This window comes from Psychromonas aquimarina ATCC BAA-1526, assembly GCF_000428725.1.
Classification (GTDB): Bacteria; Pseudomonadota; Gammaproteobacteria; order Enterobacterales; family Psychromonadaceae; genus Psychromonas; species Psychromonas aquimarina.
Genome location: NZ_KE386792.1, coordinates 311,958 through 326,368, shown reverse-complemented (window position 1 = coordinate 326,368; position 14,411 = coordinate 311,958). Strand labels below are relative to the sequence as shown.

Genomic DNA, 14,411 nt, shown 5'->3' with positions numbered 1-14,411 from the left:
GGAATGTTTCGTGTCATTTAAATCTATTTTTAAAAAATCGATGTTAAATCTTAAATTAAAAACGGTTATTACCGCCTTAGGATTAATTTGTTTAGCGTTAATAATCTGGTTCGGCGGCCCTTTAATTGCTATTGCCGGCTATGAACCGCTATTGTCTGCAACAGCAAGATTCGTTTTCTTACTGCTGATCGCCTTATGCTGGGGGATCTATTATTTAATCTCTAAACTTAAGGATAAAACCAATAACGAAGCAATGGTCAATAATATGATCCATGGCGATGCTGATAATTTAAATAATGTCAGTGACGAGTCCGTTAAGAAAGAGATAGAAACGCTGCAGCAGCGTATGACACAGGCACTGGAGGTGCTGAAACATACTAAGCTTGGTAAGAACAAAAGCATCTACGAACTGCCCTGGTATATTATGATAGGACCGCCTGGGTCGGGTAAAACAACAGCTATCCAGCACTCAGGTTTAGAGTACCCGTTAAAAGAAAAGATGGGTGTCGACATGATCCAGGGAGTTGCAGGCACTCGTAATTGTGACTGGTGGTTTACTAATAAAGCCGTGTTAATCGATACTGCGGGGCGTTATACAACACAAGACAGCCATAAAAAACAAGATTCTCGTGCCTGGCAGGGATTTTTAGGCCTGCTCAAAAAGCATCGCCCGATTAGACCTATTAACGGGGTTATTATCAGTATGGGGCTTGCTGAGCTGCTTAATCAGACTAAGACAGAAAGAAATCTGCATGCCCGTGCTATAAAGCAGCGTCTGCAGGAGCTGCAGAACCAGCTCGGCATGACATTCCCTGTTTATGTTTTATTATCTAAATGTGATTTGATAGCCGGATTTAATGAATTTTTTGATGACTTAGAAAAAGAAGACTGCGAGCAGATCTGGGGAGTTACTTTCCCGATGCAGGCTGATATTGAGGAGGAAAGTGTTGTCAGCCGCTTCAATAAAGAGTTCCATGCTTTATTGAAAAATCTCAATGAACGTATCAACAGCCGTTTAAAAAATGAAAGAAATCAAGAACGCAAACGTGTTATTTATGAATTTCCTAAGCAGCTGCGTTTATTACAAAATGCGGCTGATGATTTTTTAAAAGAGATATTTTTTCCCAACTCTTATGAAGCTGCCCCTATGCTGCGCGGTGTGTATTTAACCAGTGCAACACAGGAAGGCAGTCCGATAGATAAATTATCATCGGAATTATTAACTTCAAACCGGACTAATTTAGGTGCTGCAAATACAAAACCAGCGCGCAGTTACTTTATCAAACGCCTTTTAGAAGATGTCATTTTTCCTGAGAAAGATCTGGCGACTACCAATAAGCATCATGACAAACAAAATCTTATTTTAAAGCGCTCTGTGCTTGTACTTGCATCTGTTCTAACGATTGGATTCAGTTTTGCATGGTGGCAGAGTTACAGCTGGAACCGTGAGTTAGTTGATAATACCAGGTTATCTGTCGGCCGCTATACAGAAGTTACGTCGGGTGGTTTAACGAGTAAAAGCAATATTATTGAATTAACTAAAGGGCTGACTATATTAAGAAATTTACCGGTTGGTTTTGCTAACGAACCGTTAAATGAAGATGCATATACTATGGGGTTATATCAGGGAGATAAGCTCAAGCAGCCGGCGATCGGGGCATATAAACGGGCTTTGAACGGTTACTTATCTCCATACCTGACATCAATACTGCTGCAGGAAATGGCGGAAAATAATGACAACCTTAATTATTTATACCTGACCTTAAAAACTTACCTGATGCTTTATCAGCCGGATAATTATGCAGAAGAAGATGTAAAAGCATGGTTCTCTGTTTATTTTGAGCGCAAGATTATTGGTGATATTAATCAGAGTATACGCAGTGATTTAAACCAGCACCTTGATACTATGCTTGATTTAGGAATCCGCGGACAGGAAATAGACAATAAATCAATTGAGCAGGCACGTCAGGAATTAAGCATGCTGAGCCTGGTTGAGCGCGCTTACCAAAGGTTAAAGTCTGACTATATTCCAAGCAATATTCCTGACTTTAGAATTATCAATATTCTCAGTTTAGACAGCTTAAAGGCATTTACTTTCCTAAGCGGTAAAGATGTGAATCAGGCTATTCCCGGCTTATATACCTATAACGGTTTTCACGGTATTTTTAATACCGAAAAAAATCGCATTGTCAGAAGCTTAGTCGAAGACAGCTGGGTATATGGTGACAGCGAGAGTGTGCTTGACAGCGATAATATCGAGCTGATTACTAAGCAGCTGGAAGACAAATATGCTCAGGATTATATCTACTACTGGGAAAACTTTTTAAGTGATTTGTCTCTAAGGGATTTCGACAGTGCAAAAGAGTCTAGTGAAATTATTAATGCGCTTGCAAATTCAGAAGCGCCTATTAAGAGCATTATTTTAAAAGTACAGAAAAATGTACAGTTAACAAAAATTCCTGTCTCAAAGAATGCGAAAGCGGCGGCAAGTATTGCTGAAAGTGCATCCGATGAACTGTTACGTGCGAAAAAAGCACGTATCAGCCGGCTGTTACCTAAAGAACCGTTAGATATTGATATTGATTTACCAGGTAAAGAAGTTGAAGTTGCCTTCACGGATTTACTTGATATTGATATCGAGAGCATTGATAAAGCTCAGGATATTCTGCGTATTTTAGATCGTTCTATGGAGAAGAAAAAATTAGCTTCTAACCGCGTTTATGGTTTTTCAAATAACGAATTTGAAATCGATTATGCACAGGTAGGGCGTGATCTAAACGATCAGATTGGAAAAATACCTTTTCCTGTATCCGGCTGGTACGACAGTATTTCAATGTGGCTGGAGCGTAAAGTTATTGAAAACAACATGATAAAACAGGCCGCTGCTAAAAAAGAGTTAAATACCCTATGGAGAAAAGAAGTCCTGGCTGAGTGTCATCGAGCAATTTCAGGACGTTACCCGTTTAAGAGGGCGTCCCGCAAGGAAGTTCGCTTAAAAGATTTCAGCCGTTTCTTTGGATATGAAGGCACTCTGGATACCTTCTTTAATAAACACTTAAAGCAGTTTGTTAATACCAATAACAACCCATGGCGCTTTTCTAAAGATGTTGGTTTAAATAATGATGTGTTAATCATGTTCCAGCGGGCGGAAGGTATTAGACATAACTTTTTTGAAGCAGGAATGAGCACACCGCGGGTTGAGTTTGCACTTAAACCGCTTTATCTAGATAGACATATCAGCCATTTCAAACTAGATATCAACGGACAGGAGCTGAACTACCGGCATGATCCTATCCGCAGTAAACAGTTTGTCTGGCCTGGTAATTACAGCGGTAAAACTCGTGTGGTATTTACACCGCCGAATGGAGGACGCTCTGTTAACAAGCAGTATGTAGGTGACTGGTCATTATTCAGGTTCTTAGATTCGTTAGCACGGCAGCGTCCTGCGACGAAGAGAGACGGGCAGTTAGATATTTCTTTGAATAGTAATGAAGCAAAAATATTATTAACGCCGAATAGTGTTAATAACCCGTTCTGGAAAAACAGTTTGTCGAGGTTCGCATGTCCGAGCAAGCTGTAACTCAGAATATCGGTTATTGTGGAAAAATTCCTACAAAAGGCGATTTTATTCAAAGTGATTTTGATGTCGAGTTTTTAACTGTCTGGAATGAATGGCTGCAGGCTGTTATTGCTGTGAGTAAAGAGCAGCTTGAGCAGAACTGGCTTGATTGTTATCTGACGAGTCCGATATGGCATTTTTCATTATCTCCCGGCGTGTGCGGCGACTCTCCGGCAATAGGAACTTTGATCCCCAGTGTCGATAAAGTAAGCCGTTATTTTCCGTTTACGATTGTGGCAAAACATAACTTAACTGCTGTGCAGGCCTGGCATGAAAATGAGTGGGACAGTAATTTTGAAAATAAAATACTGGAGGTATTAGAGGACGGGCTGGATCTGGAAACCTGGTTCAGCAGATTCTGCGATGAGCCGCTAAGCGTTGACGGAGATAAAATCAGTATTTCAAATATTGAGTCGATGGATAAAGTTAAAAAAGCCTGGGTAGTACAAGGTAAATTTAACCCGTCCGTTTTACAGCTTATGCATCAGCAGTATCAGCAGCAGTTTGGATACTACAGCCTCTGGTGGACAAACGGCTCTGATCTGGTTGATCCTTGTTTTATTGTAACCGATGGTTTGCCTCAAGTTAGTCAGTTTGTTTCTATGCTGGACGGTCAGTGGCAGCAGCGGGACTGGAATATTAGCGAAATAGTATAAGGAAGTTAAATGCTTCAAACGAGTCATGCACAGAGCCATCGCGGCACTGTGCGTAAAGTAAATGAGGATGCTTATTTAGAGCTTCCTTGCCATGGAATTTGGGTTGTCGCAGATGGAATGGGCGGGCATGCCGCTGGTGATGTAGCAAGTCAGCTTATTATTGATACCGTACAGCAGGTTGTTGAATGCACCGGCGCTGAAGAGATGAACTGTGATATTTTAGTTGATGCGCTTAAAGGAGCTAACGAACGGCTGCTCCGGATGAGTGAAACTGAGTTTGCCGGTAAGCTTGCCGGCAGTACTGTGGTGATATTGTTTATCAAAAATAACAGCTGCTGGTTATTATGGGCCGGTGACAGCAGAGGTTATTTACTGCGTGAACAGCAGTTATTACAGGTAACCAAAGACCATAGTCAAGTCAATGATATGGTTGATGAGGGAGTATTAAAACCGGAAGATGCTGAAACACATCCGCTGGCGAATGTAATAACAAGAGCTGTCGGCGTGGCTGCGGAGCTTGAGGTCGATATTAAAAAGTATGATCTGCAGCATGAAGATGTGTTTCTGCTGTGCAGTGACGGTTTGAATAAGGAAGTGAGTGATGCTGAGATTGAGCAGGCTCTGCGATCTGGTTCAATTATTGATTCAGGCATGGCATTAATGCACGCATCATTAGTAAGAAATGCACGAGACAATGTAACGTGTATTTTAGTTAAGCACCAGGACCAGGCCGCTAACCCGCCGCTATGCGGGGATGATTCTACAATCCCGGTATTTAGAAAGTAACCGCCGTTTAAACTGCAGTTCATCAAAAATGTTGAACTGCAGTGTTCTTTGTCTTTGATATTATTTTTAATTGTGACCTTTGTTTTTCATTGTTGATTAAATCATGTGTGAATATCCGCTTTTTATTTTTCATAAGTCAAATGTAAATAATGCAGTTGTGATAAAACTGTTTTCCTGTTGATTTTGCCCTGTTTTTAAATGAAATGCTTGATGGGCGCTGTAAATCTAGGTTTTGGTGCTTTTTGTGGTGTTTTGTTGGTGCTTGTGGCTGGTGGCGAATATCGTCACGCTTCACCTGGTTGTTTTTTTTATCATGTTTTCAATACATTATGTGCCAGTCAATTTTATATAACTGTTTGGTGACAGTAAATGTAAAATAAAGTAAACAAATAGGCTTGCTACGTACCATGTATTTGTTTAAAATCACCGTTTTTTGACTTTACTGTGCTTTATGGATTAAAGCATTACACACCACGGAAGATATAATGAGCACCTTGAATTTTACAGTCGATGAACTGACTCTTCCTGTATCGGAAGAATTTACAACCGGAACCGATCCCCGTTTAGATATCTCTCCAACCTCTACCTATTATTTACTTAAAGATGTGCGCAATAGTGCACGTGCAGACGAACGTAAAGCTTTAATCGATGAAGAAAGTGTGGCATCTGTTATTTCTGAATGGCTGCCGATACTCGAAAAAGTTCCTGCTGTGCTGATAGCGGACTGCAAGGATCTCGAGTTTACCGCCTGGTATATAGAAGCGTTATGCCGAAAATACGGCTTTAAAGGTTTAACTTTCGGTTTTCAATTAGCCGCACAGTTAATCGAATTATACTGGGATGACTTATTTCCCTGGCCTGATGACGGAGATCTTTCCGAGCGCATTGCGCCGCTTGTTGGTTTGAACGGTATTGATGGTGAAGGGGCGCTTATTGCACCGATTAAAGCCATTTTTGTTACTGACGGTGTTGAGCCTTATTCAACATGGCAGTATGAGCAGGCCTGTGAAGTTGACCGCCTGGATGCTGAGAAGCAGCAGAAGAAATTTGCTGCCGGCGTAACCTCTTTAGAGGAAGTACAGCAGAGTATTAAAGAAACCAGCAGATCATTTTACCTAGAATTAAATCAAGATGTTGAATCTGCGATGCAGGCATTTTCACAGTTATCTGCAGTAATGGATAAAGCAATGCTTGGTGATCCCCAGCCCACAAGTTATATACGCAAATGTTTAGAGTCCTGTTCAATTGCTGTTAAACATATAGCTAAAGATATTTTAGCTGATGATCAGTCTAATGCAGTTGAAGAGAGCTGCGTAGAAGAAAGTGAAGATGAGAATGTCGTTTCCTCTTCTGTTTCTGTGGTAAATGAACAAGTAAATACTCGTGAACAGGCATTGGATAAATTAGATGAAATCGCAAAGTTTTTTAGAAAAACTGAGCCGCACTCACCTATGTCTTACGCCATAGAGCAAGTAGTACGATGGAGTGAATTAAGTCTGCCTGAATTACTTCAAGAACTTATTGTAGACGGAGATGCCAGAAATGGTTTTTTCAAATTATCGGGCATTAAAGCGGAAGATTAAAAACCGCAGTTTTTTGGATTAGTAAATTTTTAAATGGAAGGAGTTTAACTTGAGCATACATGACAAACTGAAACGAGTCAGAAAACCGCGCGTTCACATCACTTATGATGTTGAAACTGAAGGGGCATTAGTAAAAAAGGAATTACCCTTTGTAGTTGGTGTTACAGGAGATTTTTCAGGGCATAACACGGAAGATTTAAAACCGCTTAAAGATCGTCGCTTCATTCAAATTGATCGTGATAATTATAATGACATTCTAAAGCGTATGAATCCGAAATTAGATATTAGTGTAGCAAGCACGCTGTCTGATGATGATTCAGAGATAAAGCTAAATCTGTCCTTTAAATCACTGGATGATTTTGAACCTGCTGCCGTAGTAAACCAGGTCGAACCATTAAAAAAACTAATGGATACACGTAATAAATTACGTGACTTAATGACTAAAATTGACCGTTCAGAAGATCTTGAAAATATTCTTGAAGATGTACTTAACAATACAGCAAGTCTGGACCAGTTAGCATCTGAGCTAAAAATTGAAGGAGCACAGGAATGAGCACGGAAGCACAGGTTTTAGAAAGACCAGCTGAGGAAGAGGTTAGTGTTTCGATACTAGGTCAGGCAATCAGCGCGACTAAACAAACAGAAAATTCTCGTTCTGAAGAGCTTATCCGTTCTTTAACTGAAGAAGCACTGAAAGGTACTGTTAAATGGAATAGAAATTTAACAGTAACATTCAGAGAGGCTATCTCGGCTCTGGATCGTACTATTTCAAAACAGCTTTCTGTCATTATGCATAATCAAGAGTTTCAAAAGCTGGAAGGCAGCTGGCGTGGTGTTCATCACATGGTTAATAACTGTGAAACAAGCGCGACGTTAAAAATTCGTATTATGAGCATGAGTAAAAAAGAGCTGCATAAAGATTTAAGCAAGGCCGTTGAATTTGATCAGAGCCAGACCTTTAAAAAGATTTATGAATCGGAATTTGGTACACCTGGTGGTGAACCTTATGGTGCTTTAGTTGGTGATTATGAATTCTCAAATCATCCTGCTGATATTGAAACCTTATCCTTAATGTCAAATGTAGCGGCTGCCGGCTTCTGTCCATTTATATCTGCATCTGGTCCGTCACTATTTGGTTTCGAAGACTGGTCTGAGCTGACTAAACCGCGTGATTTAGAAAAAGTATTTGAATCACTAGAATACACTAAATGGAATGCATTCCGTGACAGTGATGACTCACGTTTTGTCACACTGACAATGCCGCGTGTTTTAGCCCGCTTACCATATGGTGAAGCAACAAAACCCGTGGAAGAGTTTAGTTACGAAGAATTTACTCTTGATGATAAAGGCATACGTTCAGCAACAACTTCATCTAATGATTACTGCTGGATGAATGCCGCCTATCCGATGGCGACTAATATGGCTAAAGCTTTTGCTACATACGGCTTCTGTACTGCAATTCGTGGTGCTGAGGGCGGCGGTAAAGTTGAAGGCCTGCCGACGCATATCTTTACCAGTGATGACGGGGATCCGGATCTTAAATGTCCGACTGAAATCGGTATTACCGACCGCCGCGAAGCGGAACTGAGCAAGCTGGGTTTCTTACCTTTATGCCACTATAAAAATACTGACTATGCGGTATTTTTCGGCGGTCAGACATGTCAGCACCCTAAAATTTATGATAACCCGGATGCGACAGCAAACGCGGCTATTTCTGCGCGCTTGCCGTACATGATGGCAACTTCTCGTTTTGCTCATTACTTAAAAGTAATGGCGCGTGACAAAATCGGATCCTTCATGGAAGCGGAAGATGTTGAGTCATGGTTAAACCGCTGGATCTTATCTTACGTGAATGCGGCAGAGGGAGGCGGCCAGGAAATTCGCGCTAAATACCCGCTGGCAGATGCAAAAGTACAGGTAAAAGAGATTCCGGGACAACCAGGCTCTTACAATGCTGTTGCCTGGTTAAAACCCTGGCTGCAGATGGAAGAGTTAACTTCATCTTTACGATTAGTTGCCAAAATTCCATCAATTGGCTAATGCATAATAGGGGCTTGTCCCCTATATACAACGGATATTAAATATACGATGTTAGATGAGGTTTCATTTTTAGAGAGCAGTTCACTGTTTGTGCACACCGAGTGTGCTGAACCCTCGTCCTACTCTGCTAAAAAAACGCTGAATAAGCACTCTGCAATGCATCGTTTTTTAAGAGAGCGTGATGATCTTAAATCACTATTATTGTGGATTGAGCATTCATCACTTTCGCTTAAGGATGTTAATAAAAACAGCCTGCTGTCCTTATTATTAAAAACTGTCAGTGAACTTGATTCCTTGATAGAAAAACAGATCAATATCATTTTACATAATAAAGATTTTCAAAAGCTGGAAGCCAGCTGGCGAGGGCTGTCATATTTAATCGATCAAAAAGAATTACATGACAAAGAAGAGCAGATAAAAATAAAAGTGCTGGACTGCAGCTGGCAGACATTAAGTAAAGACCTTGATAAGGCGATTGAATTTGATCAGAGTGAGTTTTTTAAACTCATTTACAGCAATGAGTATGACATGTCCGGCGGAGAGCCTTTTGGTGTCGTGATTGGTGACTATCAGGTTTCGCATAAGCATAAGCAGGGCTTTACTACCAATGATATCGATACATTAAAAGATATTTCTCGTGTAGCCGCCGCCGCTTTTACTCCTTTTATTACTTCTGCGCATCCCTCTTTGTTTGCCGTTGATGATTTCTCTGATCTTGGGGCTTATATAAACTGGTCAAAGAACTTTGAGCAGTCTGAATACATAAAGTGGCAGTCATTGCGTGATATGGAGGAGTCCCGCTACTTAGGAATAACCTTACCTAATATATTGATGCGTGCCCCCTATAAAGCTGACGGTACACGCAGTGAAGCTTTTAAATTTAAAGAAGTTATTAAAGATCCGCAAAAAGAGCAGCTTTGGGGAAATGCCGCTTATGCTTTTTCCGGCGTGCTGGTACGGGCGTATGCGGAGTCTGGGTGGTTTGGGCAGATTAGAGGAATGCAGCCCGGTTATAGAAAAAAAGGTCTAGTTTGTGATTTACCTGTTTCGCAGTATGAAACAGATAGATACCGAAAAAGCAGTAAACCATCGGTTAACTTACAAGTAGGCGACAGAGCGGAGAAAATCTTATCTGATAATGGTTTTATCCCAATATCATCAATAAACGGCTGTGATCATTTAGTATTTTTTAGTAATGCATCAGTACAGAAGCCTGGACAGTATAACACCTTAGCCGCGACGGTTAACGCTAAGTTGTCTTCCATGCTGCAGTATATTTTGTGTGTATCAAGGTTTGCGCATTACTTGAAAGTATTAGGTCGTGAGAAATTAGGTACCTACAGCTCAGCAGAGCTTTGTGAGCAGGATTTACAAAGATGGCTGCTTAAGTATACCGCGGGAGGAGACTCCGCTTCAGAAGAATTAAGAAGCAGGTATCCGCTCTACAGTGCGCAGGTAAAAGTAAGAGAGATGGTCGGTAAACCTGGATATTACTGTTCAGTGATCCAGCTGCAGCCGCATTTTCAATTAGATCAAATGGTTTCAAGTATAAAACTGGTGACGGAATTAACCCCTCAAAATTAATGGAAGAGAAATGAAAAAAATTCAAGAAATGTTACAGCTGGGACAGTTAACAGAAGCTGTGAAATGGTTAGAAAATGAATTGAAAGACGATCCCATGAATGTTGACTTTCGCAGTTCGTTAATCGAACTGTTGTGTGTAAAGGGGGAGTTAGAGCGTGCAGATAAACAATTAAATATTATGGTGCAGAAACATCCGGATTTTTTAGTGGGTGCAACTAATCTGCGCCAGTTAATTCGTGCTGATCAGGCAAGAAAAGACTTTGCCGCTGGTATTTCAGTACCGGAATTATTTAACGGTACTAATGAGCATAGCGAAGCACTTATGAAGTTAAATATTGAACTGCACAATGGTGACCATGATTCAATCCGTGCCGGTGCAGAAAATTTAGAGAAAGTGAGACCTGCAGCAGCGATGAAACTTGATAACTCGCCGGTGCAGGAGTTACGCGATCTTGATGATACATTAGGCGGCTTTGTTGAAATATTCGGCACCGACGGTAAGTATTATTTAGCAGAGTTATCAGAAATTGAATTCATTTCATTTAAACCTGCCGTATCAATTATCGAGAAAGTATGGCGCCGCGTTGATTTAAGCATTAAAAACGGCCCTTCCGGTGAAGCGCATATGCCTATTGTGTATGTACAGAGTGAAACGGATGCTGAAAAACTGGGACGTGAAACCGACTGGAAAGAGGTTTCTACAGATGTGATGGTTGGAACGGGGCAGAAAATGTGGTTTGTTGATGATGCCGCCGTGCCGTTTTCTGATTTTAAACAGCTTGCATGTGCTGACTCGTAAGATAGACGGAATAATTAATGAAAGCCGCCCAGCAAACTAGAATTAATGCTTCACTGCTCGATAAGCTGATTGATGATGCTCCCGAAGAATGGGATGTGGAAGAGCATTATAGAGGAGTGAATTTACCGCAGTTACGCCGCAGTGTCGGGCGTGATATCGAGAATTTATTAAATGCTAAAGTACAGTGGAATACATGGCCTGACTGTTATAAGGAGTTAAAGAACTCTTTAGTTAACTACGGACTGGAAGACTTTTCCAGTATGGCTGTCGGTAGCTTAGAAGGGCGGCAGCTGCTGTGTCAGAAAGTGGCAGAGTCGATTAGACGTTTTGAACCGCGGTTTGTCGAGGTTGATGTTGAAACTGTTGATAATGAGCAGTCTATTGACCGTATTTTAAAGCTGCGCATCAATGCCGTGTTATATGCAGATCCTGATCCTGAATACATAAGTTTTGACTCAGAAGTTGAGCCTGTTCATTTAGGTATGAAGATTATGGAGAGCATGTAATGAATGACGATTTATTAAGATATTATAATAAAGAGCTTGCCTTTATAAGAAATATGGGCGCCGAGTTTGCTGAAAATTATCCTAAATTAGCAGGGCGGTTAAAATTAAGTGAAGAGCATATTGAAGATCCTCATGTGTCGCGCTTGATTGAAGCATTTTCACTGCTTACTGCTCAGGTTCGACAAAAGCTCGATGACAGCTTCCCGGAATTAACTGATGCATTATTAGGTCAGTTATATCCTGATTATCAAGCGCCTATTCCGTCAATGTCTGTTATCAAAATGGTCACCGAAAATGTATCAACCAGCGGTGTTGTTCTACCACGAGGTTCGCAGGTTGAAACACAAGTAGACGGCGTGAAACCGTGTTATTTCCAAACTTGTTATGATACCAAATTATGGCCGCTGGAAATTACCGGGGCGAAGTTTCAAAATGCGCCGTTTAGTGCACCGCAGCCTATCTGGCAGACACCTCCAAAATCTATTATTAAATTAAGTTTTGCCACGGACTTTGAAGAAGTCAGCATGGAAAGCCTTGCAGTTGATAAAATTCGTTTTTATCTTCATGGACAGGAACAGCAGTCGTTTCTTTTATATGAGCTTTTGTCTGCCCACTGTCTGGGAATGGCGATAAGCCGGCCGGGAGAATTGAACAGTACTCAGTATCTTGAATCAAGGCATATTAAAGCGCTTGGTTTTGATGATGACCAGCAGGTTGTACCTTACAGTAAACGCTCTTTTTCAGCTTACCGAACCTTAATTGAAAATTTTATTTTTCCTGAAAAATTTCTGTTTTTTGAGCTGGATAATCTCAATGTTGACTGGCCGGGTATTGCCGATAAGTTTGATATCTATATATACCTTGATCAGATATCTGAAGATCTGGAAAAACAGGTTACAGCCAGTAACTTTTTAATGGGCTGTACACCGATAATTAACTTGTTTGAGCAGGAACTGGAGCCGGTTCATATTGAAGCGTCTCAATATGAATACAAATTAGCAGCCAAATATATTGATTCTGATGTCTCTGAAATAATCCAGATTCAAAGTGTTGATGCTCACGACCAAAAGCAGAATACGATTAAGGTAAGTCCCTTTTATGGTGAAACACACCCAGCTTATACCGATCAGGATCGTATGTTCTGGCATGAAAGACGGGAAGCTTCAAGCTGGGCCGGCGGCAGCGCAGAAAACGGCACCGAGCTGTATCTTTCATTAGTTGATCATCAGTTTAAAGGTTTCAGCAGCGCCGATGAATATAATGTCTGGGTACTGCGTATTAAAGCATTATGCAGCAACCGTAATTTACCAACCCATTTACCTTTCGGCAGTGATCAGGCCAGGATGCTGGTATCTGAGCGTGCCGATATTATTAAACAGGTTAAATGTCTACTGGCCCCAACCACACCTGTGCGTGCTGCATTAGGTGATGCGACACGCTGGCAGTTAATCAGTCATTTATCTCTGGAGCATTTCAGCGGCGAGTCGGCGCTGAAAACATTAAAAGAAACACTGAAGTTATATGACTTTAAAAGCACGCCTGAAAATAAAACCATGATTGAAAATATTGCCGGCATTAAACTGCAGGGCGCCACTGCGCGGGTAAACCAGAAAGGGCGGATCTGTTTCTGTAACGGGACAGACATAGAAATAACCTTTGCAACGGATCATTTTGCCGGCAGCGGTATCTTTTTCTTTTCAGCTGTTTTAGATCATTTCTTCTCGCAGTTTGCATCAATCAACAGCTTTACTCGTTTAAGTATCAGGTTCAAAGGTCATGACAATATATATCATCAATGGCCGAGCCGCGCAGGAAATATCCCGTTACTATGAGTATTGCAGAGTTAATTGACAGTCCTGAGGAATATGACTTTTATCAAGCGGTTTATACCATTGAGCGTCAGCTGGCTGCCGGTAAAGAGCAGCAGAGAAAAGTCGGCCATGACAGTATTCCGAAGAATGAGCTGGTTCGTTTTAAATCGGATCAGCATTTAGGTTTTCCGGGAACCTCAGTAAGCAAAGTTGTTCCCCGGCCTTCCGCCGCCCATGAGTCTATGCTGGATATGCATGTCTCTTTTATGGGGGTAACCGGCACCAACGGTGCCCTGCCGCAGCATTATACGGAACTTGTTCTGGAGCGTTTGAAATATAAAGACACAGGCATGCGTGATTTTTTTGATCTGTTTAATCACCGCCTGTTGTCTTTATATTACCGCGCCTGGGAGAAATACCGTTTTCCGATCGGCTTTGAAAAAAGCAGTCAAAATCATCTTGACTCATTTTCAACGGCTCTTAATGAATTGACCGGCTCTACAAATAGTATTGGTAAATTTTACGCTGGAATTTTTAACCGTAAGGTGCGTAATGTTGCAGGGCTCAGACAAATATTAAGCCACTTTACCGGATGTGAAATCGATATCGATCAGTTTCAAGGAAAATGGCAGCAGTTAGCTGAATCAGAGCAGACCAAGCTAGGTCGACGTTCACAGCCTGAAGGACAGTTTGCATGTCTTGGTGTAGATGCCAGCATTGGCCAGAAAATCTGGGATATCAGCTCTTCAATTAAGGTTGTAATAAAGCCGGACGCAGGTTCAAAAATTAAAGATTATTTAAACGGCGGCCGTATTTATCAAGGGGTTAATCAACTCATATCTGAATACCTCGGAAAATCAATGGATTATAAAATTCAGCTGCAGGTCAACATTGGCCAGATGCCCGTCGCCTGCTTATCAAAAGAGAGCGAGCCGCTGGGTATGGGCTGTGCTTTGGGCAGCCGTCAGTTAAGTTCAAAAGATAATTTCACAATATCTTTATAAATCACGCTAAATAAACACAATTA

At 41.2% G+C, this 14,411-nt stretch carries 11 protein-coding genes; all 11 read left to right on the top strand.

Going from position 1 to position 14,411, the window contains the following annotated elements; translation table 11 throughout:
- Positions 1-10 precede the first annotated feature (10 nt).
- The 11 genes from tssM to tssG all read left to right on the top strand — a co-directional run bounded on the left by tssM (position 11) and on the right by tssG (position 14,388).
- Positions 11-3,580 (top strand): type VI secretion system membrane subunit TssM, encoded by a 3,570-nt coding sequence (tssM, locus tag G337_RS0123000; RefSeq protein ID WP_028865928.1) that lies wholly within the window; start codon positions 11-13, stop codon positions 3,578-3,580.
- A complete protein-coding gene (tagF, locus tag G337_RS0122995) occupies positions 3,562-4,275 on the top strand; it encodes a type VI secretion system-associated protein TagF (protein ID WP_028865927.1) in 714 nt (237 codons plus the stop codon). Before tssM ends, tagF begins: the two co-directional genes overlap by 19 nt.
- 9 nt (positions 4,276-4,284) lie before the next feature.
- On the top strand, positions 4,285-5,061 hold the full coding sequence (locus G337_RS0122990) for a PP2C family protein-serine/threonine phosphatase (protein ID WP_028865926.1): 777 nt from the start codon (positions 4,285-4,287) through the stop codon (positions 5,059-5,061).
- Between the two features lie 485 nt (positions 5,062-5,546).
- On the top strand, positions 5,547-6,644 hold the full coding sequence (gene tssA / locus G337_RS0122985) for a type VI secretion system protein TssA (RefSeq protein WP_028865925.1): 1,098 nt from the start codon (positions 5,547-5,549) through the stop codon (positions 6,642-6,644).
- 49 nt (positions 6,645-6,693) lie between these two features.
- Positions 6,694-7,197 (top strand): type VI secretion system contractile sheath small subunit, encoded by a 504-nt coding sequence (gene tssB, locus G337_RS0122980; protein ID WP_028865924.1) that lies wholly within the window; start codon positions 6,694-6,696, stop codon positions 7,195-7,197.
- Positions 7,194-8,684: a type VI secretion system contractile sheath large subunit gene (gene tssC, locus G337_RS0122975; RefSeq protein WP_028865923.1), complete on the top strand. Its 1,491-nt coding sequence runs from the start codon at positions 7,194-7,196 to the stop codon at positions 8,682-8,684. The genes tssB and tssC (G337_RS0122975) overlap by 4 nt, the downstream gene beginning before the upstream one ends.
- A gap of 48 nt (positions 8,685-8,732) precedes the next feature.
- Entirely contained in the window at positions 8,733-10,268 is a 1,536-nt protein-coding gene (gene tssC, locus G337_RS0122970) for a type VI secretion system contractile sheath large subunit (protein WP_028865922.1), read from the top strand.
- Between the two features lie 10 nt (positions 10,269-10,278).
- The gene (locus G337_RS0122965) at positions 10,279-11,067 is read left to right on the top strand and encodes a type VI secretion system accessory protein TagJ (protein ID WP_028865921.1); all 789 of its coding nucleotides are present in this window, start codon (positions 10,279-10,281) and stop codon (positions 11,065-11,067) included.
- Between the two features lie 17 nt (positions 11,068-11,084).
- Positions 11,085-11,573, top strand: a complete 489-nt coding sequence (gene tssE / locus G337_RS0122960) for a type VI secretion system baseplate subunit TssE (protein ID WP_028865920.1) — start codon at positions 11,085-11,087, stop codon at positions 11,571-11,573.
- Positions 11,573-13,405: a type VI secretion system baseplate subunit TssF gene (tssF, locus tag G337_RS0122955; protein WP_028865919.1), complete on the top strand. Its 1,833-nt coding sequence runs from the start codon at positions 11,573-11,575 to the stop codon at positions 13,403-13,405. The genes tssE and tssF overlap by 1 nt, the downstream gene beginning before the upstream one ends.
- Complete coding sequence (gene tssG, locus G337_RS27215; RefSeq protein WP_051303557.1) at positions 13,402-14,388, top strand: type VI secretion system baseplate subunit TssG; 987 nt, start codon at positions 13,402-13,404, stop codon at positions 14,386-14,388. The genes tssF and tssG overlap by 4 nt, the downstream gene beginning before the upstream one ends.
- The last annotated feature ends 23 nt before the right edge of the window (positions 14,389-14,411 follow it).